The organism is Geodermatophilus sp. DF01-2 (genome assembly GCF_004571065.1).
Lineage (GTDB): Bacteria > Actinomycetota > Actinomycetes > Mycobacteriales > Geodermatophilaceae > Geodermatophilus.
In genome coordinates this window covers 14706-38899 of the sequence record NZ_SPQN01000035.1, presented here as the reverse complement: position 1 = coordinate 38899, position 24194 = coordinate 14706, and the positions used below count along the sequence as shown (strand labels likewise).

General features: G+C 74.9%; 17 protein-coding genes. 6 read left to right on the top strand and 11 right to left on the bottom strand.

The features are described from left to right. The 4 genes from E4P41_RS11200 to E4P41_RS11185 form a co-directional block, all read right to left on the bottom strand. The coding region (locus tag E4P41_RS11200; protein ID WP_135141334.1) for an SMC family ATPase at positions 1-1745 on the bottom strand (1745 nt) is incomplete at its 3' end. Beyond that, entirely contained in the window at positions 1742-2893 is a 1152-nt protein-coding gene (locus tag E4P41_RS11195) for an exonuclease SbcCD subunit D (protein WP_135141333.1), read from the bottom strand. The genes E4P41_RS11195 and E4P41_RS11200, both read right to left, overlap by 4 nt. Positions 2894-2976: 83 nt before the next feature. Continuing rightward, the gene (locus E4P41_RS11190; RefSeq protein ID WP_135141332.1) at positions 2977-3582 is read right to left on the bottom strand and encodes a PH domain-containing protein; all 606 of its coding nucleotides are present in this window, start codon (positions 3580-3582) and stop codon (positions 2977-2979) included. A gap of 157 nt (positions 3583-3739) precedes the next feature. Next, the gene (locus E4P41_RS11185; RefSeq protein WP_135141331.1) at positions 3740-4573 is read right to left on the bottom strand and encodes a biotin--[acetyl-CoA-carboxylase] ligase; all 834 of its coding nucleotides are present in this window, start codon (positions 4571-4573) and stop codon (positions 3740-3742) included. A gap of 98 nt (positions 4574-4671) precedes the next feature. On the opposite strand from E4P41_RS11185, the gene E4P41_RS11180 reads away from it, so the two are divergent. The 5 genes from E4P41_RS11180 to E4P41_RS11160 all read left to right on the top strand — a co-directional run bounded on the left by E4P41_RS11180 (position 4672) and on the right by E4P41_RS11160 (position 10501). After that, positions 4672-6297 (top strand): acyl-CoA carboxylase subunit beta, encoded by a 1626-nt coding sequence (locus tag E4P41_RS11180; RefSeq protein ID WP_135141330.1) that lies wholly within the window; start codon positions 4672-4674, stop codon positions 6295-6297. Further along, complete coding sequence (locus E4P41_RS23205; RefSeq protein WP_348536483.1) at positions 6294-6692, top strand: acyl-CoA carboxylase subunit epsilon; 399 nt, start codon at positions 6294-6296, stop codon at positions 6690-6692. The genes E4P41_RS11180 and E4P41_RS23205 overlap by 4 nt, the downstream gene beginning before the upstream one ends. Beyond that, positions 6689-7297: a Maf family protein gene (locus tag E4P41_RS11170; RefSeq protein WP_135141329.1), complete on the top strand. Its 609-nt coding sequence runs from the start codon at positions 6689-6691 to the stop codon at positions 7295-7297. Before E4P41_RS23205 ends, E4P41_RS11170 begins: the two co-directional genes overlap by 4 nt. Before the next feature lie 99 nt (positions 7298-7396). Beyond that, positions 7397-8644, top strand: a complete 1248-nt coding sequence (locus E4P41_RS11165; protein WP_135141328.1) for a hypothetical protein — start codon at positions 7397-7399, stop codon at positions 8642-8644. A 96-nt stretch (positions 8645-8740) separates the two neighbouring features. Further along, on the top strand, positions 8741-10501 hold the full coding sequence (locus E4P41_RS11160; RefSeq protein ID WP_135141327.1) for a biotin carboxylase N-terminal domain-containing protein: 1761 nt from the start codon (positions 8741-8743) through the stop codon (positions 10499-10501). Positions 10502-10505: 4 nt separating this feature from the next. Here E4P41_RS11160 and E4P41_RS11155 read toward each other — a convergent pair whose 3' ends face one another. The 3 genes from E4P41_RS11155 to E4P41_RS11145 form a co-directional block, all read right to left on the bottom strand. After that, entirely contained in the window at positions 10506-13889 is a 3384-nt protein-coding gene (locus tag E4P41_RS11155) for a hypothetical protein (protein WP_135141326.1), read from the bottom strand. An 84-nt stretch (positions 13890-13973) separates the two neighbouring features. Continuing rightward, a complete protein-coding gene (locus tag E4P41_RS11150; protein ID WP_135141325.1) occupies positions 13974-15776 on the bottom strand; it encodes a reprolysin-like metallopeptidase in 1803 nt (600 codons plus the stop codon). 178 nt (positions 15777-15954) lie between these two features. After that, the gene (locus E4P41_RS11145; protein ID WP_135141324.1) at positions 15955-17358 is read right to left on the bottom strand and encodes an NAD(P)H-quinone dehydrogenase; all 1404 of its coding nucleotides are present in this window, start codon (positions 17356-17358) and stop codon (positions 15955-15957) included. A gap of 116 nt (positions 17359-17474) precedes the next feature. Between E4P41_RS11145 and E4P41_RS11140 the strand changes: the two genes are divergently transcribed. Further along, positions 17475-17948: a gamma-glutamylcyclotransferase gene (locus tag E4P41_RS11140; RefSeq protein ID WP_135141323.1), complete on the top strand. Its 474-nt coding sequence runs from the start codon at positions 17475-17477 to the stop codon at positions 17946-17948. A gap of 113 nt (positions 17949-18061) precedes the next feature. Here the strand turns inward: E4P41_RS11140 and E4P41_RS11135 are convergent, their stop codons facing one another. From E4P41_RS11135 to E4P41_RS11120, 4 genes are all read right to left on the bottom strand, one after another. Next, a complete protein-coding gene (locus tag E4P41_RS11135; protein WP_135141322.1) occupies positions 18062-18967 on the bottom strand; it encodes a hypothetical protein in 906 nt (301 codons plus the stop codon). Between the two features lie 140 nt (positions 18968-19107). Continuing rightward, positions 19108-20112, bottom strand: coding sequence for a methylmalonyl Co-A mutase-associated GTPase MeaB (meaB, locus tag E4P41_RS11130; RefSeq protein WP_135141321.1), 1005 nt, complete (start codon positions 20110-20112; stop codon positions 19108-19110). Further along, positions 20112-22313 carry a methylmalonyl-CoA mutase gene (scpA, locus tag E4P41_RS11125; RefSeq protein ID WP_135141320.1) on the bottom strand — a complete coding sequence of 734 codons (2202 nt, stop codon included), beginning with the start codon at positions 22311-22313 and terminating at the stop codon, positions 20112-20114. Before scpA ends, meaB begins: the two co-directional genes overlap by 1 nt. Continuing rightward, positions 22310-24184, bottom strand: coding sequence for a methylmalonyl-CoA mutase subunit beta (locus E4P41_RS11120; RefSeq protein ID WP_135141319.1), 1875 nt, complete (start codon positions 24182-24184; stop codon positions 22310-22312). Before E4P41_RS11120 ends, scpA begins: the two co-directional genes overlap by 4 nt. Positions 24185-24194: the final 10 nt, after the last annotated feature.

Genomic DNA, 24194 nt, shown 5'->3' with positions numbered 1-24194 from the left:
GCCCGCGCGGCCAGCTCGGCCGGCGCCAGTTCCCCGGCCCGCCCCCGCAGGACGGCGCGCTCCCGCTCCCGCTCCTCCACCGCGCGGCGGGCAGCCGTGGCCCGCTCCTCGGCCGCGTCGACGGCCTCCCGTGCCCGCTCCTCGTCGTCCGCGGAGACGCGGGGACCGTCGTGCGTGGCCGGCCGCGGGTGCTCGGTGGCGCCGCAGACGGGGCAGTCGACGCCGGAGGCGAGGCCGGCGGCGAGCTCGGCGGCCATGCCGTCGAGCCGGGCGGTGCGCATCTCGACCAGGGTCTCGCGGGCATCCAGCCACGCGCTGCGCGCGGTCTCCGCCGCGGCGCGCGCGGCGTCGAGGTCGGCGGCCACCCGCTCGGCCCGGGTGGCCGCGTCCAGCGCCGTCCCGGCGGCGTCGGCGACGGCGGTCAGGCCCGGGAGCCGGGCAGCGGCGGCCAGGGCGGCGTCGAGCCGGCGCTGCGCCTCGGCGACGCGCTCCGGCCAGACCGCCACCTCGCGGGCGCCTTTCCCGCAGCGCGCGGTGAGCGCCTCGACGGCCCGGGTCAGCCGGGGCAGCTCGCGCGCCAGCCCGGCCGCACGGTCGGCCTCGGGAATCAGGGCCCGGGCCGCGGCGGCCTGGTCGCGCAGCTCCCGGGCCAGAAGTGTGTCCGCGTCGCGGTTCTGACCCACCTGCGCCCAGGCGATGTGCGCCGCGTCCAGGGCAGCGGTCGCGGCCTCGGCGGCGAGCGCGGTGCGGCCGGCGGTCTCCAGGACGTCGCGCAGCGCCTCGGCCCGCCGTCCGGCGTCGGCGCGGGCCCGCAACAGCACCAGCTGCTCCTCCTCGGCGGTGAGCCGGGCCAGCTCCTGGCGGGCGCGGTCGCGCCGGGCGTGCCGGTCGGCCAGGCCGCGGGCGGCGGCCAGCTCCTCGTCCGCACGTGCGCTCTCCGCGGCGGCCGCCTCCGCGGACGTCGCGGCGCGGATGAGGTCGCCGGCGGCCCCGGTGCGCACCGCGGTCACCCACGCGTCGACCGACGCCCCGGGCTGGGCGCCGACCAGCTCGGGCGCCAACTCCTCGGGGACCTCGACGTCGGCGATCTGGGCGACCCGGTGCAGCAGGGTGCTGATCCGGTGCCGGTCGGCCCGCAACGACTCCTCGGCGGCTCGCCGCTCGGCGGCCAGCCACTCCTCCGCGCGCGCGAAGCGGCCCACGTCGAAGAGGGTGCGCAGCAGCCTGGCGCGGTCCTCGGGCTCGGCGCGCAGGAAGCGGGCGAAGTCCCCCTGGGGCAGCAGCACCACCTGGCAGAACTGCTCGGCGGACAGGCCGAGGCGCGCCCGCAGGTACTCCGAGCCCTCGTCGATGCGGGTGCTCACCGGCAACCACCCGGCGTCGTCCCACCGCTGCACGGTGAGCCGGGCCTGCTCGGTGGTCTCGCCGGTGCCGCGCTTCTTCGGGCGGCTCTGCTCCGGCCGGCGGACGACGAGCAGCCGCTCGCCGGCAAGGGTCAGCTCGCAGGACACCTCGGTGCGGATGGCCGCGTCGGCGTGGTCGCTGCGCAGCCGCTTCTCCTCGCCGCGCGCGCCGGGCACGGTGCCGTAGAGGGCGTAGACGACGGCGTCGAGCAGCGTCGTCTTGCCCGCCCCGGTGGGGCCCCACAGGAGGAACAGCCCGTCGCGGGCGACGGCGTCGACGTCGACGGTCTCGGTGCCGGCGAACGGTCCGAACGCGGTGAGCGAGAGGGAGTGCAGCCTCATCCGGCCAGCTCCTCGCGGGCCGCGGCACCCAGTGCCCGGACCAGCAGCTCCCGCTCGCCGTCGCTGATCCCGATCCCGCCGCGGACATGGGCGACGAACTCCCCGGCGACCTCCAGGTCGCTGCGGCCGCGCATGCGCTCCTGGTAGCTGCGGCCGTCACCGCCGCGGGTGCCGCCGGTCCACTCCAGGTGCACGCAGTGCGGAAAGCGGGTCTGCAACCGGCGCATCGGGTCGGTCGGGCGGACGTCGTCGGTCAGCCGCGCAGAGACGAAGTGCTCCTCGACGGCCGCGTGGGCGGGGTCGGCGAGCAGCTCGGCGAGGGTGCCGGTGAGCACGGTCAGCCGGCGCGGCGTGGGCAGTGGCAGCGCGCGGACGCCGGCCAGCCCGCCGGCGTCGAGGTCGACCAGCCACACCTGCTTGTCCTGCCCGACCTCGCCGAAGGAGTAGGCCAGCGGCGAGCCGCTGTAGCGCAGCCGCGGGGTGATCGTCTGCGGCCGGTGGAGGTGGCCCAGCGCCACGTAGTCGACCCCGTCGAAGACCGGCGCGGGCACCAGGTCGACCCCGCCGACGCAGATGTCGCGCTCGCTCTCGCTGGGCACCCCCCCGCCCACGAAGGCGTGTGCCAGCACCACCGACCGGGTGCCGGGACGGAGGAACAGGTCGCTGCGCACCCGGTCCATCGCCTCGGTGAGGACCGCCTCGTGCGACCGGGCGCCCGGCACATCCAGCTCGTGCCGGGCGATCTCCGGCTCCAGGTACGGCAGCCCGTAGACCGCCACCTCGCCGTGCTCGTCACCGAGCAGGACGGGCTCGTCGAGCGCGGCGGTCGCCGCGCGCACGTACACGCCGGACCGCGCCATCAGACCGGCCCCGAAAGCCAGCCGCCGCGCCGAGTCGTGGTTGCCGGGGGTGAGGACCACGGTCGCCCCCGCACTGCGGAGCCGCATCAACACCCGGTCGAGCACGCCGGTCGCGTCGGCGGAGGGCACCGCGCGGTCGTAGACGTCACCGGCGACGACCACGACGTCCACCGACTCCGCGACGACGACGTCGGCCAGCCTGCCGAGCACCGCCTCCTGCTCGCGCAGCAGGTCGGCGCCGTGCAGGGAGCGGCCGATGTGCCAGTCCGAGGTGTGCAGCAGCCGCATGGGCGCAGAAGGTAGGTCGGGGTACCGACAGAACTGCCCAGGCACGCCGGAACGGACCAGTCACACCGCGCCCGGAGAAAGGGTCAGAGCCGCGTGGTGCGATGTTCCGTCGCCCGGTCCGCGGGCGCCCAGCCGTCCTGGTCCCCGGCCGGCTCCCAGCCCACCGGGCCACGGGCGTATCCGCCCTCCCAGCCGCGCCGGTCGGCGTCCTCCTCGATCAGCTGGGCCAGCAGCTGCTGGACGCCGTCGCTGCCGGGGACCCGCTCGAGCACGGTGGCCGCGCCGTCGCCGGTGGACTCGATGGTCAGCGTGCCGGAGCGGACCAGCCGCTGCCCGAGCGTCTGCCGGTAGGAGACGTCGGCGACCCGGGAGAGCGCGATGTCGCGGCCCCGGCGGGCGAGGACGCCCTCCCGGAGCAGCACCCGGTGAGTGGTGACGACGTAGTGCGTCGTCCGCCAGCGCAGCACCGGCCCCAGCACGGTGCGGGCGACCACGAGCAGGGCCACGCCGGCCACGACGGCGCGCACCGTGCCCTGCTGCGGGCCGGCCGGCACCAGCGCCGCGCCGAACGAGGCCACGCCGACCACGAGCAGGAGCACGAGGACCGGCCGGGCGAGGGTCAGCCAGTGCGGGTGCAGGTGCCGGACGACCTCTTCGTCCTCGGCGAGCAGCTTGTCCGGGTAGGGCACCCCACCAGGATGACGCACCCGGGTCGCTGCGAGAGGTTCCCGCGCACGGTGTCGCGACGAGTGGAGGGCCGGAGGCTCTCCGCGAGGAACGACGCAGCGGCTCGACGCATGTCGGGAACGGCTCCTGGCCGCGGTGTCGTCCGGCAGGACGACAGTGTCACCGCACGTGTCGCACGTCGCCGCTGGCGAGCTCCACGACACCCTCCCGCGTCCGGACGACGAGCCGGCCGTCCCAGTCGACCGACTCGGCCACCCCCTCGAGGGTCGAGTCGTCCGGCAGCGAGACGACGACCGCCGCCCCCACCGTCGAGCACCACGCGAGGTAGTCGCGGGCCAGCCCACTGGCGACCGGGTCGCCCAGCGCCTGCACCCAGGCCAGGTAGCGCCGCTCGAAGCCGCGCAGGAACTGCAGCAGCACCGCCGCCCGGTCGACCGGACGCCCGGCCACCAGCACCAGCGAGGTACCCGTCTGCGGGAGCTCGTCGGCGCGCGTCGAGACGTTGAGCCCCACGCCCATGACCACGGCGGGCGGGGTGGGTGCCGTCATCGCCTCGGCGAGGATGCCGGCGAGCTTGGCGCCGTCCGGGGCGAGCAGGTCGTTGGGCCACTTGAGCGAGGCCCGCACGCCGGGCACCTCGCCCACCGCCTCGGCCAGCGCGACCCCGGTGAGCAGCGGCAGCCAGCCCCGGCGGGCGCTCGGGACGTCGGGCCGCAGCAGGAACGAGACGGTGATGCCCGCGCCCGGCGGGGAGGTCCAGACGCGGTCCAGCCGGCCGCGGCCGGCCGCCTGGTGCTCGGCGACCAGCACCGTGCCCTCGGGCGCGTCGTCGGCCGCAGCGGCCACCAGGGCCGCGTTGGTCGAGCCGATCTCGCCGACGACCTCGAGCGAGCGCCACAGGGCACTGTCGGCCGTCAGCGCGGCCGCGAGCGCCGGGCCGTCGAGAGGTGCCCGGGAGGAGGCCGCGGAGGGGGACGGCGACGGTTCGGGCACTCCCCTACGCTACGGAACTCGTGAGCGAGCGTGCGAGCTCGCACACGGGCACAGCAGCGCCGCGAACGCGGCTGACGAGCGCCGGCGAGGAGAGATGCGTGAGCGCGGCTGAACTGGAGAGCGCCGGGGACTCCGTCCCGGGCGACATCGACATCCACACGACCGCCGGCAAGCTGGCGGACTTCGAGCGGCGCGTGCAGGAGGCCACCCACGCGGGCTCCGAGCGCGCGGTCGAGAAGCAGCACGCCGCGGGCAAGATGACCGCCCGCGAGCGGATCGAGGCGCTGCTGGACCCGGGGTCGTTCACCGAGCTCGACGAGTTCGCCCGACACCGCTCCACGAACTTCGGGATGGACGCCCGCCGGCCCTTCGGCGACGGCGTCGTCACCGGGTACGGAACCGTCGACGGGCGCCCGGTCTGCGTCTTCTCCCAGGACGTGACCGTCTTCGGCGGCAGCCTCGGCGAGGTCTACGGCGAGAAGATCGTCAAGGTCCTCGACCTGGCCATCCGCAACGGCTGCCCGGTCATCGGGATCAACGAGGGCGGCGGCGCGCGGATCCAGGAGGGCGTGGTCTCCCTCGGCCTCTACGGCGAGATCTTCCGGCGCAACGTGCACGCCTCCGGTGTCATCCCGCAGATCTCGCTGGTGATGGGCGCCGCGGCCGGCGGCCACGTCTACTCCCCCGCGCTCACCGACTTCATCGTGATGGTCGACCAGACCAGCCAGATGTTCATCACCGGCCCGGACGTGGTGAAGACCGTCACCGGCGAGGACGTCACCCTCGAGGAGCTCGGCGGCGCCCGGACCCACAACACCAAGTCGGGCGTCGCGCACTACCTGGCCGAGGACGAGGCCGACGCCCTCGACTACGTCAAGGCGCTCCTCTCCTACCTGCCGAGCAACAACCTCGACCCGCTGCCGGCCGTCGAGGTGCCCCCGGCCGACACCTCGCACGACGGCGTCACCGACGCCGACCGCGAGCTCGACAGCTTCATCCCGGACTCGGCCAACACCCCCTACGACATGCACACCGTCATCGAGCACGTCCTCGACGACGGCGAGTTCCTCGAGGTGCAGCCGCTGTTCGCGCCGAACATCGTCGTCGGCTTCGGCCGGGTCGAGGGCCGGCCGGTCGGCGTCGTGGCCAACCAGCCCACCCAGTTCGCCGGTACCCTCGACATCGACGCCAGCGAGAAGGCGGCGCGCTTCGTCCGCACCTGCGACGCCTTCAACATCCCGGTGCTGACCTTCGTCGACGTCCCCGGCTTCCTGCCCGGGACCTCCCAGGAGTGGGAGGGGATCATCCGCCGCGGCGCGAAGCTGATCTACGCCTACGCCGAGGCCACCGTCCCGAAGATCACCGTGATCACCCGCAAGGCCTACGGCGGCGCCTACGACGTCATGGGCTCCAAGCACCTCGGCGCCGACCTCAACCTCGCCTGGCCGACGTCGCAGATCGCCGTGATGGGCGCCCAGGGCGCGGTGAACATCCTCTACCGGCGCGAGCTCGCCGACGCGAGCGACCCCGACGCCCGCCGGGCCGAGCTGATCACCGAGTACGAGGACGCGCTGCTGTCGCCGTACATCGCCGCCGACCGCGGGTACGTCGACCAGGTGATCCGACCGTCGGAGAGCCGCATCGAGATCACCAAGGGGCTGCGCCTGCTGGCCAACAAGCGCCAGACGCTGCCGCCGAAGAAGCACGGGAACATCCCGCTGTGAGGACGACACCGTCCGTGACACCGCCGTCCTCCGGACGGCACCGCGGCCAGGTGCCGTCCCCGGCCGCCGCGGAGCCCCGGCCCCGTCCCGGGTCCCACCCTGAGCTCGCGAAGGGTGGGGAGGACGGGGTCCTTCCGCTCGTCGGGGACCCACCGGGCCCCGCTCCTCGCGGCCACGGAACGCCACCGGGAGCACCCCCGCTCCTGCGGGTCGTCAAGGGCGAGCCCACCGCCGAGGAGCTCGCCGCACTCACCGTCGTCGTCGCCGCGCTGTCGCAGCGGCGCCCCCGCCGCCGGCCGACCCCGGTCGGCGCCTGGGCCTCGTTCGGGGACGCCCACCGGACGCCCCTGCGCCCGGGACCCGGCGGCTGGCACGCCTCGGGGAGACATGCATGAGCGTGGATCGCCGGCTCGTGCTGGCCTCGGCGTCCCCGGCTCGCCTGGCCCTGATGCGCCAGGCCGGGCTCACGCCCGAGGTCGTCGTCAGCGAGGTCGACGAATCGGCCGTCCAGGCCGCGCGGGTCGGCGAACAGGTCGCGCTGCTGGCCGCCGCCAAGGCCAAGGCCGTCGCCGGGAAGGAGACCGACGCACTGATCGTCGGCGCCGACTCGCTGCTGGAGTTCCGCGGACAACCGCTGGGCAAGCCGGCCGACGCGCACGACGCCCGCGACCGCTGGCAGCGCATGAGCGGCAGGAGCGGCGTGCTGCACACCGGCCAGGCGCTCTTCGACGTCCAGGACGGCCAGGTGGTCAGCCGGGACGTCGCCGTCGTCTCCACCGTCGTGCACTTCGCCACCCCGACCCCGCAGGAGATCGAGGCCTACCTGGCGACCGGCGAGCCGCTGGCCGTGGCCGGCGCGTTCACCCTCGACGGGCTCGGCGCACCCTTCGTCCGCCGGGTGGACGGCGACCCGGCGGCCGTCGTCGGGCTGTCGCTGGCCACGCTCCGCACCCAGCTCGGCAGACTCGGGCTGACCATCACGGACCTGTGGCGCCGCTGAGACGAACCGGTTCGCACCCCGTGCGTCCCGCCCGCCCCACCAGTCACGGACACCCCGTGCAATCCGTCCTCGGCCGTCGCAGTGTACGACCCTCAGGGGGTGAGTTCGCAGCGCGTCGTCCTCCACGTCGGGACACCCAAGTCCGGCACGACCTACCTCCAGGACCTGATGTGGGCGTCGCGGCCCGCCCTGGCACAGGCCGGCGTGTCCTACCCCGGGGACCATCCAGGCGCCCACTTCCACGCGGCCCTCGACGCCAAGCGGGAGAGCTTCCACGGATGGGTGGACCCGGATGTCCCTGGCGCGTGGTCCCGGTTGGTGACCGCGGCCCGTGACCACGAGGGGACGACGGTCATCTCGCACGAGCTGTTCGGCGACCTCACTGCGGACCAGGCAGCCGCCGCCCTGGCCGACCTCGACTTCGCCGAGGTGCACGTCGTCGTCACCGCCCGCGACCTGTCCCGGACGCTGCCCGCCGTCTGGCAGGAGAACGTCAAGAACCGCAGCCCGATGCCGTTCCCGCACTACCTCGACATCGTCTGCCCGGGATCGCGCCGCAGCGGGGCTCCGTACCACCCCGTCGGGGACGAGGACGGCTACGCCACCGAGTTCTGGTTGCGCCAGGACCTGCCCGCGCTGCTGCGCCGATGGGGAGCCACGCTGCCGCCGTCCCGGGTGCACCTGGTGACCGTCCCTCCTGCAGGGACCGACCCGGCCCTCCTCTGGGAGCGCTTCGCCGAGGTCCTCGACGTCGACCCGGCGCTCGCCTCCCTGCCCGAGGGACGCCGCAATCAGTCGCTCGGGCAGGTCGAGAGCGAGCTGCTGCGCCGGCTCAACGAGCGGTTGGGTGACGACCTGGAGTGGCCGGTGCACGAGGCGCGGATCACCCATCTGCTCGGGCGCGTCGCCCTCCCCGCACGGGAAGGCGCGGTGCCCCTGACCCTGCCGGCCGACGTCCGTGACTGGGCCGCCGCCCGTGCGGACGTCATGCTGGACGAGCTGGCCGGTCTGGACTTCCACGTGGTGGGCGACGTCGACGACCTGCTCGTCGCCGAGTCCCGCCGCGAGGAGGTCGACCGGACGCCCGAGGCAGGCGACCTCCTCGACGCCGCCCTGGACGCCCTGATCGCACTGGTCCCGGTGCCGGAGGCACTCCCGGCTGCACCTCCCCCCGCACCGGAGGCGGAAGTGTCCGACACCGACCCGGCCATCCTCGTCGACGCCGACGCCGCCTTCGTCGCCCCGCGCGATCGCGGGAACCTCCAGGGCGTGGGACTGCGCCGCTGGCTGCAGCAGGCGCGCTCTCTCGCACGTCGGCCTCCCACACGGGTCGCGACGCCGGGCTGAGGCCGCCGCTCGACAGGCGTCGGGACCTCCCCTGGTTGGCATCGCGACCCTCCCGACTGGCTACAGTCCGGACGGTCCACACGAGGGAGGGCACCGGTGCAGAAGGTCCTGATCGCCAACCGCGGCGAGATCGCGGTCCGGGTGGCCCGCGCCTGTAAGGACGCGGGGCTGACCAGTGTCGCGGTGTACGCCGAGCCCGACCGCGACGCGTTGCACGTCCGGGTCGCCGACGAGGCCTTCGCCCTCGGGGGGACGACGCCCGGTGACTCCTACCTGGTGATCGACAAGATCCTCGATGCGGCGAAGCGGTCCGGCGCCGACGCCGTCCACCCCGGGTACGGCTTCCTGTCCGAGAACGCCGACTTCGCCCAGGCGGTTCTCGACGCCGGGCTGACCTGGATCGGCCCCTCACCGCAGTCGATCATCGACCTCGGCGACAAGGTGGCCGCCCGGCACATCGCGACCCGCGCCGGCGCACCACTGGTGCCCGGCACCAAGGACCCGGTGGGCGGCGCCGACGAGGTCGTCGCCTTCGCCGAGGAGCACGGCCTCCCGGTCGCCATCAAGGCGGCGTTCGGCGGTGGCGGCCGCGGCCTCAAGGTCGCCCGCACCACGGAGGAGATCCCCGAGCTGTTCGACTCCGCCGTCCGCGAGGCCGTGTCGGCCTTCGGCCGGGGCGAGTGCTTCGTCGAGCGCTTCCTCGACAAGCCGCGGCACGTGGAGGCGCAGGTGCTGGCCGACACCCACGGCAACGTGGTCGTCGTCGGCACCCGGGACTGCTCGCTGCAGCGGCGCAACCAGAAGCTGGTCGAGGAGGCGCCCGCGCCGTTCCTCACCGACGAGCAGCGCGCGCGCATCCACGAGTCGGCCAAGGCGATCTGCCGGGAGGCCGGCTACTCCGGCGCCGGCACCGTGGAGTACCTTGTGGGCGCCGACGGCTCGATCTCCTTCCTCGAGGTCAACACCCGGCTGCAGGTCGAGCACCCGGTCAGCGAGGAGACCAGCGGCATCGACCTGGTCCGCCAGCAGTTCCGCATCGCCGACGGCCTCCCGCTCGAGATCACCGAGGACCCGACCCCGCGCGGGCACAGCATCGAGTTCCGGATCAACGCCGAGGATGCCGGGCGCAACTTCATGCCCGCCCCCGGCCCGGTGACCCGGCTGGAGATCCCGCAAGGTCCCGGCGTGCGCTGGGACTCCGGCGTGGAGACCGGTGGCGAGGTGGCCGGCGCGTTCGACTCGATGCTGGCCAAGCTGATCGTCACCGGGGCCAGCCGCGAGGAGGCGCTGCAGCGGGCCCGCCGCGCGCTGGACGAGCTGGTCGTCGAGGGCATGCCCACCGTCGTCCCGTTCCACCGGGCGGTGGTGCGCGACGAGGCGTTCACGACCGAGCCGTTCACCGTGCACACCCGCTGGATCGAGACCGAGTGGGACAACCAGGTCCCGCCGTACTCGGCCGCGCCGGCCGAGGGGGCCGAGGAGGAGCCCCGGCAGACCGTCGTCGTCGAGGTCGGTGGGCGCCGGCTGGAGGTGTCGCTGCCCGCGGGTCTGGCCGCCGGTGGGGGCGCCCCGGCCGCGGCTGGGGGGGGCAAGCCGCGCAAGCGGGGCGGTGGGCACGGCGGGTCGGCGGCGTCGGGCGACTCCCTGAACAGCCCGATGCAGGGGACGATCGTCAAGGTCGCGGTCTCCGACGGGGACACCGTGGCCGAGGGCGACCTGGTCGTCGTCCTCGAGGCGATGAAGATGGAGCAGCCGATCACCGCCCACAAGTCGGGCACCGTGAGCGGCCTGTCCGCCGAGGTGGGTGCCACGGTCACCAGCGGCGCGGTCATCTGCACCATCGCCGACGCGGGGTAGCCGTTCAATCGGTGAGGAAGCCGCCCTGGAAGTCGTTGCGCTGCTGGCCCGAGGACTCGTAGTACGTGTCCGACACGGGCCACCCGAGGGACGAGGCCGGGCCGCCCCCGCTGGTGTACGGCGCATCGACCGCCGTGGCGACGAAGCGCGCGCCCGTCGCCGCCGACCAGTAGGACGTGCCGTCGGCGAAGGTCAGGGACTGGCCGGGGCCGGTGGAGCCGGGGACGTCGGTGACGTCGCTGACGGGGAAGCCGTGGACCCCGGTGACTCCGCCCGAGGCCCACCAGGCGGCGCGCAGCGGCCCGCTGACGACCTGCGCCCGGGTGGACGGGCTCCAGTAGACGGACGCCCGCTCGAAGGCCTGGGCCCGGCCGCCGGGGACCGCACCTTCGGCAGCGATCGGCAGCCCGACCGCCCGCAGCCCTCCGACACGGTCCACGGCGGACAGGACGTCGTTGCCCACCGTCAGGACCTGTCCGGCCGACCCGGCCAGCAACCCGCCCGCGAAACGGGTGGAGCTGCGCTCGCCGCTCGACGTCGTGCTCCCCACGGGGAAGCCGTAGGGACCGCCGATCCCCCCGAGGGCCCACCAGGCCTGTCGCGTCGCGCCGTGAACGGCGTGCGCCGGCTGTCCGCTGGCGGCGTAGACCGAGCCGCTGGCGAAGGCCTGCGCGGTACCCCCGTCGACAATGAGCAGCCCGGTCGTGGGGAAACCCATGGGGCCGCTCACCCCGCCCGTGCTCCACCACGGCCCGAGGAACTCCGCCCGGACCGCGTGGGTCCCCCCGGCCGCGGAGGAGTACACCGACCCTCCGGCGAAGGCCTGCGCCGTCCCGCCGGGCACGGTGAGCAGCCCGCTCGTCGGGAAGCCCAGGGGGCCGGACACCCCGCCCGTCGCCCACCAGGCGCTGCGGATGGATCCGCTGACGGCGTGGACCCCCGTGGCCGGGGATGCGTACACCGAGCCGTTCTGGAAGGCGACGGCCGTGCCACCCGGGACGGTGAGCTCCCCGGTGATCGGGAACCCGAACGGTCCGGTCACCCCACCGGTCGCCCACCACGGCCCGAGGTAGCGCGCCGGCAGGGCGGCCGTCCCGGTCCTGGGAGAGGAGTAGACCGAGCCGTCGGCGAAGGCCTGCGCCGTCCCGCCGGGGACGGTGAGCAGGCCGCTCGTCGGGAAGCCCAGCGGGCCGGACACCCCGCCGGCGGACCACCACGCCGAGCGGATCGGCTCCCGCACGGCGTGCGCGCCGGTGGCCGCCGACTCGTAGACCGACCCGCCCTGGAAGGCCGCGGCGAAGCCACCGGGAACGGCCGCGTGGTCGCTGGTCGGGAAGCCCAGGGGGCCGGACACCCCGCCCGTGGCCCACCACGCCGACCGGACGCCGTCACGCACCACATGGGCACCGGTGGCCGCCGACTCGTAGACCGACCCGCCCTGGAAGGCCGCGGCGGTCCCGCCCGGAACGGTGAGCACACCGCTGATCGGGAAGCCCAGGGGCCCGGCCGCCCCGCCGGCGCGGGTGTAGGCGTCGAGCACCGGCCCCCGCAGCGCGCGGGCCCCCGTGCCGGGCGACCAGTGGACCGCGCCGCCCTCGAACGCGACCGCCCCACCGGTGGCGATCGCCTCCTGGCCGGACGTCGGGTACCCCAGCGGGCCGGAGACGCCTCCGGTGGCCCACCAGGCGCCGAGGAACGCGGCGGGCACAGCGTGCGTCCCGGCCGTGGGGGACGAGTAGATCGAGCCGTGCCGGAATGCCTGCGCGTGCCCGCCGCCGGCGATGGCCGAGGCGGCCGCGATCGGGTAGCCGATGCGCCCGGCCTCCGCGCCGGCCCGCCGGTAGGCGTCGAGGATCTCGCCGGTGACCAGGTGGGCGCCGGTGGCCGGTGACCAGTAGATGGCCCCGCCGGTGTAGGTGCGCAGGCAGCCGCCGTCCCGCAGACCGCACGTCTCCGTCGCCGTCGGCTCACCCAGGGGACCGGCGGCACCGCCCGAGGCGACGTACGCGGTCGTGATCGGGGACATCGGTGTGACGGTGACCTGCGCGTCGGACGAGGACACCGAGCCGACGGTGACGAGGAAGCGGTCACCGGCCACCGCGACGCCTCGGCCGAGCGGGAGCGCCACCTGCGTGTCGCTCCCCCACGCGCTGCTCCTGGACGGGGTCCCGTCGAGCAGCAGCGACGTGCTGTTGCCGGTCGAGGCCCGTCGCAGCAGGACGCCGGACTGCAGCCGCGGCCAGTTGGCCGCGCTGTCCAGCCACGCGTCCCGGCCCTGCGCCGGCCGGTACTCCAGCCAGTGGACCGAGCCGTCGGGACCGGTGAGCCGCAGCGCTCGCGTGCCCACCCGGCCGGAGACGGGGGACAACGTGTAGACGCCCCCGGCCTCGTCGGAGGTCACCGTCTGGACCTGTCCCTCCTGGAGGATGCCGATCCGGCCGGCCTGCGGGGCGGTGAGTGAGCCCACCTGCTCCCAGGAGACGCCCATGACGTCGTAGTAGTCGCGGTAGTCGGCGATGCGGCAGGTCCCGCCGTCCAGCGTGCCGTCGCACTGGAGGGCCGACGAGTGGCCGAGACCGAAGTTGTGCCCGAACTCGTGGGCCAGCAGCGAGGTAGCCGTGTCCTGCACGTACAGCCGGCCGCCGGCGCCGATGGAGCCGCCGACCTCCGCGAGGCCGTAGGCGCACCCGAGCGAGTCCGCGGGAAGGTACACCAGCAGGTGTCGCCCGGGGCCGCCCGACCAGCCGGCGTGGGCCGCGGCGTCGTTCCACAGCCGGTACGGGTCGCTGCAGTCGTACGCCGAGCGGTGCCAGTCGGACGACGCCGTGACCCCCACCTGGATCGCGCCGTCGCTCTGCTCGCGCCAGAAGTCCGCCACCGGGCCGTCGACCGCGGCGACGACGTCGGCGAGTTCCGTGCCGTCCGCCGCGCCGCCGGCCGGAACGGTCATGACGACGGTGACGGCGTTGGTGATGCCCGCCGCCGCGCCCGACAGCGAGGGGGCGGGCGACGCCTCCTCGACGACCTCGGCGGTCACGACCTCGATGGCCGGGGCGAGGCCCTCCTCGGCCGGGGACGAGTCGGTGCTCTCCGCACCGAGGGTGACCTCCACGACGGAGCCGACCTCGATGCCCTCGACGTCCTCGGTGGGGACCCGCACCGCGTCGCCGGCGTCGGTCTCGATCCAGCTCAGCGGCTCGTCGTCCGCGTGCCCGTGCGCCTCCTCGGGACCCTCCGGCTCGGCCCACGCCTGCACCAACTCGCCCACGACGGTGTCCCCGGCGGCCGAGGTCTCCTCCGCCCCGACCGGCGATGCGACCAACACCGGCAGGGCGACGGCGGGGACGGCGGCGAGGAGCCGGAGGGGCAGACGGCGCTGAACGGACACGAGGACTCCAATGCGGCGGGGCTCCTCTGTCATCGGCGTCCGCGGCTGGGGCCTTGAGGGCCTCACCCGGACGAGGGGCCGGCGTCAGGAGCGGGTGCGGACCCGCATCCGGGCGAACCCCCAGCCGGCGACGGCGACGACGCCCAGGCCTCCGGCCGCGCGCGCCGCCAGGGCCCACCGACCACCGGCGGAGCTCTGCGCCGCCGCCACGACCGCAGCCTCCGGCACAGCGTCGGTGGCGGCCGGCGTCCCCACCGGGTCCAGGGCGCGAGCCGTCCCCGGCGGGACGACGCCCGGCGCACCCGCCGTGGTGTCGACGTCCGCCGGAGCCTCCCGCGCCGGGACCGCACCGGCCGGGCCGGCGGCCAGGACCTCGGGCGCGGGGTCGCCCTCCGGCAGCGGGGTCACGGGGACGGCGGCACCGGGAGCGGGCGTGACGGTGAGCGTCGCCCCGGCCGCGGTGACGGCGTCCACGGTGACGGTGAACGCGCCGCCGGCCACCGGCACCGGCACCCCCACGGGCAGCGCCGTCTGCAGGTCGGCGTCCCAGCCCGCGGCAGCACTGGGCGTGCCGTCGAGCAGCAGGGCGGTGTCGGGCATCCCGCCGGTGCGGCGCAGCAGCACACCGGACTCCAGACCGAAGCGGTTGTCGGCCGAGTCGAGCCAGGCGTCCCGACCGGCGGCAGCACGGTGCTCCAGCCAGTAGGTGCCGCCGGCGGCGTCGGTCAGCCGGACCGCCCGGGTACCGGCGCGACCCGACAGCGGGGCGAGGGTGACCGTCGTCGCCGGGCCGGCCGCGGGGACCGCGAGCTGGGCCGAGGCGGGCAGCACGCCCAGCTGCGCCGCCTGGGGGGCGTTGAGCGAGCCGAGCCGGCTCCAGGAGGCGCCCATGACGTCGTAGTAGTCGCGGTAGGGGGCGGTGCGGCAGGCGCCGGTCTCGACCGCGCCGTCGCACTGGTGCGCCGAGGAGTGGCCGAGGCCGAAGTTGTGGCCCAGCTCGTGCGCGATCACCGAGGGCAGCACGTCGCGGACGTAGATCCGCCCGCCGGCGCCGGGCCCCGCGCCGACCTGGCCGAGTGCGTAGGAGCAGCCGGGCAGGTCCCGCGGCAGGCTGCTGACGTAGGCCACCAGGTGCCGGCCGGGCCCGGGTACGAAGCCGGTGCGGTCGGCGACCTCGTTCCACAGCGCGGTGGGATCCGCGCAGGCGGCGTCGGTCTGCACCCAGTCGTGGGCCGCGGTCACGCCGAGCCGGACGGCGCCGTCGGTCTCCCCGGCCCAGAACTCGGCGACCGGGCCGTCGACGGCGGCGACGACCTGCGCCAGCGTCGTCCCGTCCGCCTGGCCCCCGGCCGGGACGGCCATCGCCACGGTGACCTGGTTGGTCAGCCCGGCCACCCGGGGGGTGCTGGTCTTCGGCGCCTCCTCGAGCAGCTCGGTGTCGAGCACGTCCCGGGCCGGCTCGTAACCGTCCTCGCCGGCGGCGTCGGAGAGCTCCTCGCCCACCGTGACCTCGACGGTCGAGCCGACCGGCAGGCCGTCGACGGCCTCGGTCGGCACGCGGACGGCCTCGCCGGACGCGCTCTGCACCCAGGTCAGCGGCGCCTCGGCGACCTCGGCCCCGTGCCCGCCGTCGCCGTGCTCCGCCTCCTCGTGCTCCGCCTCCTCGTGCTCCGCCTCCTCGTGGCCGGCCTCGACGGCGTGGCCGGCCTGGCCCACCTCGGGCCAGGCCTGCACGAGCTCGCCGACGACGGTGTCCTGGCCGGCCGGCTCGTCGGCCCGCGCGGCCGCCACCGGCAGCGTCAGCGAGAGGGCGAGCGCGGTCGCTCCCCCGGCCAGCGCCCGGAGCGGGCGGCGGGGGGAAGCGGAGGTGGTCCGGTGGAGGCGCATCCCCCCTGTCCTCGGCGGGCCGCGCACCCGTCGGCACCGGCGGCCGGGACTCCAGTCGAACCCGGTGTCACATCCGCTCCAGGACGCCCCCGGGACCCCGGGTGTCACATCAGCCGGGTCACCTGCGTCCCACCCGTACCGGCGGTCGGGCGCGCTCGTCCCACGCGCCCCGCTGTGATCATGCGAGGGCGTCGGCGCCCATCAGCCGCCGGCCGGCCTCGGTGATCGACCCGGACAGCGACGGGTAGATCGCGAAGGTCTGGGCCAGGTCGGTGACCGTCAGCCCCTTGGTCACCGCCAGCGCGATCGGCAGGATCAGCTCGGATGCGCCCGGGGCGACGACCACCCCGCCGACGACGATGCCGGTGGCCCGACGGGCGAACAGCTTGACGAACCCGTCGTGCAGGTCGGCCATCTTGGCCCGGGCGTTGGTGGCCAGCGGCAGCCGGACGACGTCGATGTCGGCGCCCTCGGGCAGCGTCTTCTCCTGCACGCCCACCGTGGCGATCTCCGGGTGGGTGAAGACGTTGGCCGCGACCGTCTTGAGCCGGATCGGGGTGACCGCCTCGCCGAGCGCGTGCCACATCGCGATCCGGCCCTGCATCGCCGCGACCGAGGCCAGCTGGAAGACCCCGGTGACGTCACCGGCGGCGTAGACGCCCGGCACGCTGGTGCGCGAGACGCGGTCGACGACGACGTGCCCGGACGGCGCGAGCTCGACCCCGGCGCCCTCCAGGTTCAGCCCCGCGGTGTTGGGCACGGTGCCCACGGTCATCAGCGCGTGCGAGCCCTCGACGGTGCGCCCGTCGGTCAGCTCGACGACGACCCCCTTCTCGGCCCGCCGCACGCCGGCCGCGCGGCCGCGCTCGAGCCGGCCGCCGCGGGACTGGAAGACCTCCTCGAGCACCTCGGCGGCGTCGGAATCCTCCCCGGGCAGCACCCGGTCGCGGGAGGACACCAGGGTCACCGGGACGCCGGCCTCCAGGTAGCCGGAGGCGAACTCCGCCCCGGTCACGCCGGAGCCGACGACGACCAGGTGCTCGGGCATCTCCTGCAGGTCGTAGACGTCGCGCCAGTCGAGGATGCGCTCGTGGTCGGGCTCGGCGCCGGGCAGCACGCGGGGGTCGGCGCCGGTGGCGACGAGGACGACGTCGCACTCCAGCGTCTCGGTGACCGCGCCGTCGCCGTCCACCACCTCGACCCGGTGTTCGACCAGGCCGCGGCGCTCGTCGGAGAGGCGGCCCTGCCCGGGAAGGACCTGCACGCCCTCGGCGACCAGCCGGGCCTTGATGTCGGCGGACTGTGCGACGGCCAGGCCCCTGACCCGCTGGTTGACCGCAGCGAGGTCGATGCCGACGGTGGCGAGCTCGGAGCCCTGCACGCCGAGGGACGCCGAGTCGCGCACGTTGCTCATCACGCCGGCCGAGGCGATGAAGGTCTTGGACGGGACGCAGTCGGTGAGCACGCTGGCCCCGCCGACGCCGTCCCGCTCGACCACGGTGACCTGCGCACCGAGGGATGCGGCGACCAGCGCGGCCTCGTAGCCGGCGGGGCCGCCGCCGATGATCACGATGCGGGTCATGGAAGTCCTTCTCGGTGCGGCGCGGACACGTGCGGCGGCCATTCTCCCCGTTGCGGGGAACGACGTGGGCCATCTCCTCCCGAGGGTCGTGCCACCCGGTCGTAGGCTGCCCGGCGATGGGCCTCTACGCCGCCTACGGGTCGAACATGGACCCCGCTCAGATGCTCCGGCGCTGTCCGTCCTCCCCGCACACCGGTACCGGCTGGATCAAGGGCTGGCGGCTGACGTTCGGCGCCGAGGAGTACGGGTGGGAGGGAGCGCTGGCCACCCTCGTCCCGGACGACACCACACCGGGCGAGTCGCTGTCCCCCGGCGTCTTCGTCGCCCTCTACGACCTCACCGAGGCCGACGAGAAGGCGCTCGACGCCTGGGAGGGCGCCGACCAGGGGCTCTACCGCAAGCTGCACCTGCGCGTGCACACGCTCACCGGTGACCAGGTCGCCTACGTCTACGTGCTGGATGCCTTCGAGGGCGGGCTGCCCTCGGCCCGCTACCTGGGTGCGCTGGCCGACGCCGCCGAGGCCGCCGGCGCCCCGGACGACTACCTCGCCGAGCTCCGCTCCCGGGAGTGCCGCTCCACCGGCGTCTGACCCCACGCCCCCTCGCCCCCGCCCCGCCTCCTCCCCCGCACTCGCCCCTGTACGTGATCATGAAGTTCGGGAAGCGACACGCCGCTCGCAGTCCGCGCGTCGCTTCCCGAACTTCATGATCGAGACCGGAAGGGGACGCCGAGTGCGCGCGCCGTCCTCCCCACCATGGCCAGGTGCCGGCGGTAGACGTCCCTCGCGGTGAAGTGCAGCAGCGTCCAGCTGTGCTCGGTCAGCCAGTTGTGCCGGTCGCGGTCGGCGGCGAGCTGCTCTCTCGTCATGTGTGCCTCGAGCCCGTCGAACTCGGCTCCGACGAGCTGGTCCTCCCATCCCATGTCGAGGTAGTGCGTCCGGCCGCCGTCGGTCAGCGGGACCTGCGGCCGGGGAGCAGGCAGGTCGGCGTCGATGAAGCGCCAGCGCATGCGCGACTCCATCGGTGAGGCAGCCAGTCCGCTCGCGCACGGGACCAGGCGCCGGAGCCGGGCGACCTCCCGCAGGCCGGCCTGCGCAGCGGCGGCCGCCGCGAGCTGCTCTGGCGTGCACGTCCGTGACCGGAGCGCCGCGTCCAACGTCGCGAGACCGTCGATCGGTTGGGTGTTGCGGACGACGTCGCAGGCGGTGCGCGCCGGCGGCGTGCACCAGACGCCGTTGCGGAGCACCGCGTCGTCCGCTCCGAGCGAGGACGGGTGGACCTGGACACCCGGTAGCCGCCGATTCACCAGCGAGGGTGGGCCGAGGAAGTGCAGCGTGGCGTCGCCGAGCACGTCGAAGCCCCACAGCGACGCCGCGGTCGAGTGGCACGCCACGAGGTCGCCGCCGACCGCCAAGGCCGCGGCGCGGAGGAGCAGCAGCGGCGAGTCGGGCAGCTCGCCGTCGAGGAGCACTCCCCGCCAGGGGCTCCTGCGCCACCGGCCGCTGCGCACCAGCCCGCGGACCTCGGCGTCGCTGCAGTGGTCCAGCGCCTGCGACGTGGCGAAGACCCCGCACTGCGCGGCGATGAGGCGGTAGAGGGCGAAGTCCATGCCGGCAGCCTCGGGAGAGGTACCCCGCCGCGGCGGTCCACCGACCGATCTGTGGAGGGCGCGACCCCCTGTGCATCCCCGCGATCATGAAGTTCGGGAAGCCACACTCCGTCCGGTGTCGGGGTGTCGCTTCCCAGATTTCATGATCGCGGAGAAGCCGGCGCCGCGAGGAACGTCTCCAGCAGCTGCTGGGCGGCCAGCGCCGGGGTCAGCTCCCCCGCCAGCACCGCCTTCTCCAGCCCCGGTGCGGCGGCCCGGACGCCGGGGTGCGCGCGCAGCCGGTGTTCGAGCCCGTCGCGCACCAGCTGCCGGGTCCAGCGCACCTGCTGCGTGCGCCGGCGCTCCTCGAACGCCCCCGACACCTTGCGCCGGTCCTGGTGCTCGACCAGCTTGGCCCACACCTCGTCGAGGCCCTCACCGGTCAGCCCGGCGCAGGTCAGCACCGGCACCTGCCACTCCTCGTCGTGCCCGCGCAGCATGCGGATCGCCCCGGCCAGCTCGCGGGCGGCCTTCCGCGCGTCGGCCGCGCCCGGCCCGTCGGCCTTGTTCACCGCGATGACGTCGGCGATCTCGAGGATGCCCCGCTTGATCCCCTGCAGCTGGTCGCCGGTGCGGGCCAGGGTCAGGAAGAGGAACGAGTCGACCATCTCCGCGACGGCAATCTCCGACTGCCCGACCCCGACGGTCTCCACCAGGACGACGTCGTAGCCGGCGGCCTCCACGACCACCATCGACTCCCGCGTCGCCTGGGCGACCCCGCCGAGGGTTCCCGACGTCGGCGACGGCCGGATGAAGGCGTCCGGGTCGACCGCCAGCCGCGCCATGCGGGTCTTGTCACCGAGGATCGACCCGCCCGACCGTGCGGACGACGGGTCGACGGCGAGCACCGCGACCTTCGAGCCGGCCGCGGTCAGGGTGACGCCGAGGGAGTCGATGAACGTCGACTTCCCCACGCCGGGGACGCCGCTGATCCCGACCCGGCGGGCGTTGCCGGCGTGCGGCAGCAGCTCCACCAGCAGCTCCTGCGCCCGCTCGCGATGGTCGCTCCGGTGGGACTCGACGAGCGTGATGGCGCGCGCGACCGCCCGCCGGTCGCCGGCGAGCACCCCCTCGGCGAGCGCCGGGACGTCGACCTGCCGCGGCATCAGGTGCGCGACGACAGAGTGCGCAGCAGCCCCTGCGCCGCCTCGGCGATGACCGTCCCCGGCAGGAAGACCTCGGCCGCGCCCATCTCCTTCAGCGTCGGCACGTCGTCCGGCGGGATGACCCCGCCGACGACGATGACGACGTCCTCGGCCCCGAGGTCGGCGAGCGCCTCGCGCAGCGCCGGCACCAGCGTCAGGTGGCCGGCGGCCAGCGACGAGACGCCGACGACGTGCACGTCGGCCTCCACCGCCTGGCGGGCGACCTCCTCCGGCGTCTGGAACAGCGGGCCGACGTCGACGTCGAAGCCGAGGTCGGCGAAGGCCGTGGCGATCACCTTCTGGCCGCGGTCGTGGCCGTCCTGGCCCATCTTGGCGACCAGGATCCGGGGACGGCGTCCCTCGGCCTCCTCGAACGCCTCGGCCATCCGGCGGGTCTCCTCGACCGGTCCCGACGCGCCGGCCTCGTCGCGGTACACCCCACTGATGGTGCGCACCTGCCCGGCATGCCGCCCGTAGACCTCCTCCAGCGCGTCGGAGATCTCCCCGACGGTGGCCTTGGCGCGGGCCGCGTCGACCGCCAGCTTGAGCAGGTTGGCGTCCAGCTCCCGACCGCGCCGTCCCTCCGCGGCCGCGCGGGCGGCATCGGTGAGCCGGCGCAGCGCTTCCTGCACGGCCGAGGAGTCCCGCGATGCCCGCAGCTCCGCCAGCTTCGCCTTCTGCTGGGCGAGCACGTCGGCGTTGTCCACCCGCAGCACCTCGATCGCCTCGTCGGCGTCCACCCGGTACTTGTTCACGCCGATCACCGGCTGCCGGCCGGAGTCGATGCGCGCCTGGGTGCGGGCGGCGGCCTCCTCGATGCGCAGCTTCGGGATGCCGTCGTCGATGGCCTGCGCCATGCCGCCGTGCTCGGCGACCTCCTCGATGTGCGCCCACGCCCGGCGGGCCAGGTCGTAGGTCAGCTTCTCCACGTACGCCGAACCGCCCCACGGGTCGATGACCCGCGTCGTCCCCGACTCCTGCTGCAGCAGCAGCTGGGTGTTGCGGGCGATCCGGGCGGAGAAGTCGGTCGGCAGTGCCAGCGCCTCGTCGAGGGCGTTGGTGTGCAGCGACTGGGTGTGTCCCTGGGTGGCGGCCATCGCCTCCAGGCAGGTGCGGACGACGTTGTTGTAGACGTCCTGCGCGGTCAGCGACCAGCCCGAGGTCTGGGAGTGGGTGCGCAGCGACAGCGACTTGTCCGCCCTAGCGCCCGCCTCCTTGACCAGCCGGGCCCACAGCAGCCGCCCGGCCCGCAGCTTCGCGACCTCCATGAAGAAGTTCATGCCGATCGCCCAGAAGAACGACAGCCGAGGCGCGAACGCGTCGACGTCGAGCCCGGCGGCCTTGCCCGCCTGCAGGTACTCCACGCCGTCCGCCAGCGTGTAGGCCAGCTCCAGATCGGCGGTCGCCCCGGCCTCCTGGATGTGGTAGCCGGAGATGGAGATCGAGTTGAACCGCGGCATCTCCTGCGAGGTGAAGGAGAAGATGTCGCTGATGATCTGCATCGAGGGCTTCGGCGGGTAGATGTAGGTGTTGCGGACCATGAACTCCTTGAGGATGTCGTTCTGGATGGTCCCGGTCAGCTGACCGTGCTCCACCCCCTGCTCCTCGGCGGCGACGATGTAGAGCGCCAGCACCGGCAGGACGGCGCCGTTCATGGTCATCGAGACGCTCATCCGGTCCAGCGGGATGCCGTCGAAGAGCTGCCGCATGTCCAGGATCGAGTCGATCGCCACCCCGGCCATGCCGACGTCGCCGACCACGCGCGGGTGGTCGGAGTCGTAGCCGCGATGGGTGGGCAGGTCGAAGGCGACCGACAGCCCCTTCTGCCCGGCCGCGAGGTTGCGCCGGTAGAAGGCGTTGGACTCCGCCGCGGTGGAGAAGCCCGCGTACTGGCGGACCGTCCACGGCTGGGTCGTGTACATCGTCGGGTACGGCCCGCGCAGGTACGGCGCGATGCCCGGGTAGGTCTCGAGGAAGTCCAGGCCCTCGAGGTCGGCCGGGGTGTACAGCGGCGGGACGGCGATGCCCTCCGGCGTCTCCCAGGTCGCCTCGCCGGCGCTGCGGCCGGTCGACTCCTCGAACCGCTTGGCCCAGTCGTCGGCCGAGCCGCCGGCCGCGAAGCGGCCCAGCTCGACGCCGCCGAAGTCGGGGATGCCACTCATGACGGAACTCCCAACTGCTCGTGGACCGCTCGGAGCACGTCGAGCGCGTCGCACCCGGCGTACACGTACCCGTCGACGCCGTCGACCGCCAGGGACGGCTTGCCGGCCAACCACACCTGCGTGGCACCGGCGGCGCGCAGCTCGGCGGCCAGCGCGGCCGCCGTCTCCGCGTAGTCGCGGTCGCTCCCGCAGATGCAGGTGACCGTCGTCCGGGCGTCGGCGAAGCCGGAGGCCCCGTCGCCGGACGGCGTCGCGACCCCGCCGGCCTGGAACAGGTTGCCGGCGAAGGTGGCCCGGGCGGTGTGCCGGGCGATCGGCCCGATGGTCGCGAGGTAGAGCTCGGGCCGGGTCGCGGCGGCGTCGGCGCGGTCGCGCAGCTCCTCGAACTCCTGGGCGGCGCGCACGCGGGGCAGGCCCGCGGTCCGCACCACCGCGGCGACCGGCTGCCGCTCCGGCAGCTTCTCGGCCAGGTTCGGGAACTCGCTGACGCCGGTGATCGCGTCGGTGCGGTGGGCCAGCCGCTGGGCGCGGGCGTCCCACGCGGCGGCGATGCGGTCGCGGACCAGGCCCGACCCCAGCGCGGCGGCCATCCCGCCGGCCCGCTCGATCTCGGTGAACCAGTCCCAGGCCGCCGACGCGAGCCGGTCGGTGAGCGACTCGACGTACCAGGAGCCGCCGGCCGGGTCGAGGACGCGGGCCAGATGCCCCTCCTCCACCAGCAGGCTCTGCGTGTTGCGGGCGATCCGGCGGGAGAACGCGTCGGGCAGGCCCAGCGCGGCGTCGAAGGGCTGCACGGTGACCACGTCGGCGCCGCCCACGCCCGCTGCGAAGCAGGCCACCGTCGTCCGCAGCATGTTGACCCAGGGGTCGCGCTTCGTCGTCATCACCGACGAGGTGACGGCGTGCTGCCGCTGGCCGCGGACGTCGGGCGAGGCGCCGCTGACCTCGCCGACCCGGTCCCACAGCCGGCGGGCGGCGCGCAGCGCGGCGATCGTCGTGAACTGGTCGGCGGAGGCCGCGTAGCGGAACTCCAGCTGACCGAACGCCTCGTCGACGGAGAGTCCGCCATCGGTGAGCGCCCGCAGGTAGGCCACACCGGCGGCCAGCGAGCAGCCGAGCTCCTCGACCACCGAGGCGCCGGCGTCGGCGAAGACCGTGGCGTCGACGACGACGGTGCGCCAGCCCGCGGGAGCCCGGCGGGCGACGTCGGCCAGCCCGGTGAGGTCCTGCTCCTGCCCCGAGGCGGCCTGGACGCCGAGCGGGTCCAGTCCCAGGGAGCCGCCGGGCGCGAGGTCGGTGCGGCCGTCGACGTGCGCGAGGAGGACCTCGGCGGCCGCCAGCCCGCCGGAGACCGACACCGGCGCGAGGTCGAGGTAGACGCCGGAGAGGACGTCGCCGAGCGCGTCGACCGGGATGGCGCCCTCGCCGAGCTCCAGCCACAGCGAGGTGACACCGTTCTCCAGGTCGGCGGCGACCGCCTCCTTCGTCACCGCGACGTCGGGATGGGCGTGCCGCTGCCGGACGTCCCACCCGCCGGGCACGTCGCCGCCGGCGGTGCCGGCGCGGGCGCCCCGGACGAACGGCGCCAGACCCGGGACGCCGACGGCGGAGGGCAGGTCACCGGCGTCCTCGGCCGTGTAGAGCGGGGCCACGGGAACGCCGGTGGCCACCGGCACCCGCAGCGCGTCCTCGACCGGCTCGGGCAGCTCCTCGCGTCCGGCCTTGCGGAACACCCCTGCCACCAGCTCCCGCCAGGCCTCGCGGGTCGCGGCCGGGAAGCCGCCGGCGAGCCGGAGGTCGTCGGGGACCTCGTGCTCGGCCGGGACCTCGGCGTCGCCGGGTGAGGCGGTCTGCTGATCGCTGGAAGTCACGCGTCCTCCT

What these genes read in the sequence shown, in the direction of transcription:
- E4P41_RS11195 (WP_135141333.1), bottom strand. Translation starts at nt 2,893, where the DNA reads ATGCGGCTGCTGCACACCTCGGACTGGCACATCGGCCGCTCCCTGCAC.
- E4P41_RS11170 (WP_135141329.1), top strand. Translation starts at nt 6,689, where the DNA reads ATGAGCGTGGATCGCCGGCTCGTGCTGGCCTCGGCGTCCCCGGCTCGC.
- E4P41_RS11150 (WP_135141325.1), bottom strand. Translation starts at nt 15,776, where the DNA reads ATGCGCCTCCACCGGACCACCTCCGCTTCCCCCCGCCGCCCGCTCCGG.
- E4P41_RS11145 (WP_135141324.1), bottom strand. Translation starts at nt 17,358, where the DNA reads ATGACCCGCATCGTGATCATCGGCGGCGGCCCCGCCGGCTACGAGGCC.
- E4P41_RS11140 (WP_135141323.1), top strand. Translation starts at nt 17,475, where the DNA reads ATGGGCCTCTACGCCGCCTACGGGTCGAACATGGACCCCGCTCAGATG.
- E4P41_RS11135 (WP_135141322.1), bottom strand. Translation starts at nt 18,967, where the DNA reads ATGGACTTCGCCCTCTACCGCCTCATCGCCGCGCAGTGCGGGGTCTTC.
- meaB (WP_135141321.1), bottom strand. Translation starts at nt 20,112, where the DNA reads ATGCCGCGGCAGGTCGACGTCCCGGCGCTCGCCGAGGGGGTGCTCGCC.
- scpA (WP_135141320.1), bottom strand. Translation starts at nt 22,313, where the DNA reads ATGAGTGGCATCCCCGACTTCGGCGGCGTCGAGCTGGGCCGCTTCGCG.